This window comes from Caldimonas sp. (assembly GCF_046289365.1).
GTDB lineage: Bacteria > Pseudomonadota > Gammaproteobacteria > Burkholderiales > Burkholderiaceae_C > Caldimonas.
In genome coordinates this window covers 1-5,606 of sequence record NZ_JBKBVU010000203.1, presented here as the reverse complement: position 1 = coordinate 5,606, position 5,606 = coordinate 1, and the positions used below count along the sequence as shown (strand labels likewise).

The 5,606-nt window shown below is 63.5% G+C and carries 4 protein-coding genes and 1 pseudogene; 4 read left to right on the top strand and 1 reads right to left on the bottom strand.

Going from position 1 to position 5,606, the window contains the following annotated elements; translation table 11 throughout:
* Positions 1 to 313: 313 nt before the first annotated feature.
* Positions 314 to 796 (bottom strand): DUF3489 domain-containing protein, encoded by a 483-nt coding sequence (locus ACK42S_RS15235; protein WP_409709390.1) that lies wholly within the window; start codon positions 794 to 796, stop codon positions 314 to 316.
* Between the two features lie 141 nt (positions 797 to 937).
* Between ACK42S_RS15235 and ACK42S_RS15230 the strand changes: the two genes are divergently transcribed.
* From ACK42S_RS15230 to ACK42S_RS15215, 4 genes and pseudogenes are all read left to right on the top strand, one after another.
* The gene (locus ACK42S_RS15230; RefSeq protein WP_409709387.1) at positions 938 to 1,135 is read left to right on the top strand and encodes a helix-turn-helix domain-containing protein; all 198 of its coding nucleotides are present in this window, start codon (positions 938 to 940) and stop codon (positions 1,133 to 1,135) included.
* A gap of 14 nt (positions 1,136 to 1,149) precedes the next feature.
* Entirely contained in the window at positions 1,150 to 3,654 is a 2,505-nt protein-coding gene (locus ACK42S_RS15225) for an N-6 DNA methylase (RefSeq protein ID WP_409709384.1), read from the top strand.
* Entirely contained in the window at positions 3,651 to 5,003 is a 1,353-nt protein-coding gene (locus ACK42S_RS15220) for a hypothetical protein (protein WP_409709381.1), read from the top strand. The genes ACK42S_RS15225 and ACK42S_RS15220 overlap by 4 nt, the downstream gene beginning before the upstream one ends.
* Positions 5,000 to 5,606: pseudogene (locus tag ACK42S_RS15215) on the top strand (hypothetical protein); the annotation flags it as partial. The gene ACK42S_RS15220 and the pseudogene ACK42S_RS15215, both read left to right, overlap by 4 nt.

Genomic DNA, 5,606 nt, shown 5'->3' with positions numbered 1-5,606 from the left:
CGGTGACGGTCGTGATGATGGTGACGATCATTCACCATCGTTGCAGCCGACTCGAACAGGGGCGCCCTCACGTTTCGTGACCCCATCGGCTGCGCCAGGCGAAAGGGGTCCTTCCTGGCGAAGTTCCCATACGGGGGGGCGCGAGCGCGGCGCTTCGCCACCGGCAGGGTGCAAACCTTGGTTTGCAGGGTTTGCGGTTTGCACCTTGGCGCCGCCGCCAACGCCATCGGTCGGAAGGACGGCCAGGGTACGCATGTCGTGCGTACCCCAAGGGTCGGAACTGAATTCCGGCCCGCTGCGGCGCGGCCAACCGTCAGCCGATGCGGTACACCCGCTCGCCGGCGGCGTTGCGCGTCAGCACCACGTTCAAGCCCAGGCGACGGCGCAAGGCGGAAATCGCCCCGCGCACCGAATGGGGCTGCCAGCCGGTGGCCAGCATCAGTTGCAGGCAGCTGGCCCCCTGTGGGCGGCCCAGCGCCACCACCAACGCGGCGAGCTTGCTGCCGGGGCGAAGCGGGATGCGCTCCAGAAGTTGGGGGGCGTCAGACGCGTTGACCGGCTGGCCATCCTCCGCCGGCACGGGCCGCTGGCGCCCGACCACGGCATAGCCAGCATCGGTCAGCACGAAGCCGCCGTCACTGGCCTCGATCCACTCTCGCCGCATCAACGCGGTCATCGCCTTGACCCGCGCGCCGCCACGCAGGGTGTCGGGCGGGATCACGTGCCCATCGGCGCGGCGGGCGGCGGCACGCAGCAGCAAGGCCTGGGTCGGGGTGAGCTTGGGGCAAGTTTCCATCGGCATCTCCAGGGGATCGCGACGATGCGATTGACGCGCTGTGGAGGGTAGAAGCCAAGCTTGGGAGGGCATCATTCCGCTGATAGACTTTCATCCGGTTTCATCCACTTGAGGCGCTTCCAGTTGGCAAGCGTGCACGCCATGACCACCGAACCATGGGTTTCCGTCGAGCAGGTCGCCCAGCACTTGGGCGTGGCCAAGGACACCGTCTATCGCTGGCGGGAACACCGGGGGCTGCCGGCGCACCGTGTCGGGCGGCTGTGGAAGTTCAAGCTCTCCGAAGTGGACGACTGGGTGCGCGCCGGGGGCGCGGATGAAGAGAAACAACCGCGGGAATGAGCGAAGCAACGCGTATGGCCAAGATCAAAAAACCCACCTACACCCCCAGCTTGCCGTTTCCAAGTCAACCGGACGCGCTCCACCAAGAAGGCCACTGGCTGTGGATTCCCCTGCGCAAGGAGTGGCGCGATATCAGCGCCAAGCCGGAGGAGATCGTTCGCCAGCGCTTCATTCGCACGTTGGTCGAGCACTACGGCTATTCGCTCGACCAGATGGATCAGGAGCAGCGGACCCAGCACGGTCATCGCAGCCCGCGCGCCGATATCGTTGTCTGGCAATCTGCCGATGATCGAGTCAACAAGCGTTTTCCGGTGCTCGTCGTCGAATGCAAGACCGACACCATCGAGATTCAGGAGAAGGACTACTACCAGGCGGCGTCCTACACCGTGGCGTCGGGCTGCGAGATCTTCATCGCCACCAACCAGCGCCACACGGCCGTGTTCAAACTGGTGGCGCGTACCCCCGGCGAGTTCGTTGCCATCAACGAAATCCCCAAAGCGACCGACTGGGGTGACGCCAAGCGCCTGAAGGAGGTGCTGGACAGCCTGCGCGCCTTCAACCGCAAGGAATTCCAGGACCTGCTGTTCGTCTGCCACAGCATCCTGCGCGACGTGCACAAGATGGACCCTGGTCGGGCCTTCGACACCATCTCGAAGATCCTCTTCATCAAGATGTACGTCGAGCGCTCCGGGCTGCACGGCACCTTCACCACCGAGTATCTCGACAAACGCGCCCAGGTGCGTTTGCCCACCGACCCTGCCGTGCATGACGGGCTGTTCGACCAGACAAAAGCGTACTACCGCGCCGACGATCTGTTCACCGACACCGATAAGCTCGACATCTCGGAAGCGACTTTCCGGCGCATCGTCAAGCAGCTTGAGCGTTTCGATCTCTCCAAGACCGGCGACGACATCAAGGGCCTTGCGTTCGAGAAGTTCCTAGGCACCACCTTCCGTGGGGAGCTGGGCCAGTTCTTCACCCCGCGTCCGGTGGTGGAATTCATGGTCGACCTGCTCAACCCCAAGGAAGGCGAACTCATCTGTGACCCCGCTGCCGGATCGGGCGGGTTTCTCATTCGCGCGTTCGAGCACGTGCGCGCGCAGATCGTGGCCGACATCCAGCGACAGAAAGACGCCGAGCGAGCCCGTATCGAAGCCCTCGGCCTGCCGCAAGACGAGGAGGAACGCCAGATCGAGGCAGCCTTCGCACGCCTCAACCAAGAGCTGCTGCCCAGCGGCGACGACAACAAGCCCATCGACACCCGTGTCGGCCGACTGGCCTGGCAGTGCATCTACGGCACCGACGCCGAGCCGCGCGCGGCCCGTACTGCCAAGATGAACATGATCATGCACGGCGACGGGCACGGCGGCATCCACTATCACGACGGCCTGCTCGACATCAACGGCATCTTCGGTGGGCGGTTCGACCTGGTGCTTACCAATCCGCCGTTCGGCTCCAACGTCGGCAGCGACCAAAAGGTCGGCGGCAGCGACGAAACCCGCGTGCCAACCAACAAGGAATACATCGAACGTTGTGAAAAACGCTATGGCGATCCGTGGCGGCAAAGCCATGAACGGTTGCTGAACGCGGCCACTCAAGCCGATAAACATGGAAGGAAAGGGCTGCCCATCCTCGACCTGTTCGAGATCGGCAAGGGCAAAAACAACCGCCCTACCGAATTGATCTTTGTCGAGCGTTGCCTCAACCTGCTCAAGCCCGGCGGGCGCATGGGCATCGTGCTACCAGACGGCAACCTCAACAACCCGTCCCTGGCCTGGCTGCGCCGCTGGGCCGAGGGCCGGGCCAAGCTGCTGGCTGTGGTCAGCCTGCCGGAAGAAACCTTCCGCTCCAGCAATGCCACGGTCAAAGCCTCGCTGGTGTTCCTGCGCAAGTTTACGGACGCGGAAACCGAGCAGTGGGAAGCGGCCTGGGCGCAAGCACATGCGGAGCTGGATGCCCGCTTCGACCAGCAGCGCAACGAAGCCCACGCCGCCTATGCTCCGCGCATTCTCTGCGGGGAAGATGCCGAGGTAAAACGTCTGCTCGACGAACTGGCCGCCCTGGGCGTGCAACGCACGCTCCTGCCTTGGCAGCACGGCGAGGCACCTGCCTATCCACGGCAGGCCAGACCCACCGTGCAGAGCAGGCCGGCCTGGACGGGCGAGGCCGACAAGGCGCACAAGAAGACCGCAACCGAACTGAAGAAGCAGGCCAGCGCCGCACTGGCCTCCGCGCAAAAGCGCAGCGACGCCCTGCTGTCGGAGCTGAAGGCGAAGTACAAGACCATCGACGAGGCCCACACCGCGGCGCTTTGGGCCCGCGTGCGCGAGCTGTTCGACTACCCCGTCTTCGTGGCGGCGCCCAAGGCGGTCGGCATCACCTCCACGGGCGAGACCGGCGAGGGTGTGGCAAACGATTTGCCGAACGTTCTGCAGGCCTATCGCGAGTTTGAAGTCTGGCTTGCCAGCGGCGCGCAGCCGGAGGCTACGCCAAATTTTCCGGCGCCCTCCGCTGCGTGATCCGGCGGTGGAGGGAGATTGAGCGCTGGATCGAGGATGAAGAAGCCAAACACGCTGGCACCTACCAAGAACACCCGCTGAGTGACTTTATCGCCCGGAAGATTCAGGCCATCAACCGCGAGGCACGCCCGCTAGACGCCCTGAATGTCATCGCAAAGATCAGCTTCGGAGGCGAGCTACATATCCGAGGTGAGGAAGAAAAGCGAGGGTACAAGGGACCATTGTTCGAAGCATTGCCGGGCGATCTCGTCATCTCGAAGATTCGCGTTGCGCAAGGCTCGCTTTGCGTTGTGCCAGACTCGCTCGATCATCTGGCGGTAAGTGCCGAGTATCCCGTCTATGCTGTCGATCACGGCAAGGTTCGCGCGGAATATCTGCGCTTGGTCATTCGCACCTCCGCATTTCAGAAGCGGGTGAGTCGGCTGCGTTCAGGCAATACGACCAAGGCTCGAATTCGCCCGGCGCAGTTCGAGGCACTACGCATTCCAATCCCCACGCTCGACGAACAGGACGCCCTTGTTGCCGCTTACACCGACGCGCTGGCCCGCGCCGCCGTCTTGGAGCAAGAGGCCGAAGCCATCGAGCGAGCTGCCTGGCAGGCGTTTGAAGCGGCGCTCGGCGTTTCGCCGCCTCCGCCGCTGCCGGATCGACCGGTGTTCGTCGCGCGGTTCAAGGATGTGGAGCGGTGGAGTCACGAGGGAATATTGCGCGCACAAACCCAATCGCCCATCGCAGCCGGGAGCGTCACACTGACACCTCTAGGTCAGATGGCCAAAGTCAGCTATGGCATCCAGAAATCGCCAGCGAACAGGCCGGGGATGCATGCTCGTCCGTACCTGCGAGTCGCCAACGTGCAGCGTGGGGTGCTTGATCTACGCGAGATCAAGTACATCAACGTGCCCGACACCGACATGCAGAAGCTTCGCCTGGAGGTCGGCGACGTGCTCCTGTGCGAAGGCAACAGCCCGGACTTGGTGGGACGCGGCGCCATTTGGCGCGGCGAAATTGCGGACTGTGTGCATCAGAACCACGTGCTTCGTGTACGCGTTGATCGCAGCCATTTGTTGCCCGAGTACGTGCTGGCTGTCATCAACAGCAGTCATGGGCAAGCATACTTCCGCAGCAAAGCCAAACGAACCACCAACTTGGCGTCCATCAACAGCAAGGAGGTGGCCAGTCTGCCGGTTCCAGCAATTCCGGTGAATCGTCAACAGGCACTTCTGACAGACCTGAATACACAGATGCAGGCGGCTCAGGCGAAAAGCGCCGAAGCCGCCGCCCTGCGCCAATCCGCCTGGGCCGCCTTCGAAGCGGCCCTGTTCAGCCCCGCGGAGGAGTCCCGGCCATGAGCAACTTCCAGCGGCAGTACGCCCTTTGGGACGAGTTCCTCGCTACGTGGCCGCGCACCCGCCTGGCCACGATGACGCTGGACGAGTACACCCAGGCCGGCTCGAAGGAGAGCTTCACCTACTGGATCGAATCCCGCCTGGATGAGATGGGCAGCATCTGGGGCGGTTCCTCGTTCAAGTTCGGCGTGTTCTCACGCAAAGATACCGAGGACAAAAAGTCCGACGCCAAGCTGAGCTACTCCGACACCCATGGCTGGTATTCATCGCTCGGCGCGAGCGCCGAGGCGGCTTTCGAAACGGTGCGTGCAGCCATCATGCAGGTGGCCGACCTTGCTGCCCAAGGCGATCTCGACGGTATCGAGGCGCTGGACACCTTGGGCGAGGCCTTCAAGTGGAAGCTCGCTTTCCATTACCAAGACCGGCAGACGCCGGTGATCGTGGACATCTTCAAGCGTGCGCCGCTGGCCGCCTTCGTCGGTGGCACGGCCAACCAGAGCATGGCCGCGCTGCAAAGGGCCACGCTGGAAAAACGCCCGCCTGACCTCGGCATTTTGGAGTTCGGGCGGCAAGTGTGGGACGCGTGGAGCCGCAAGAATCTCGCGA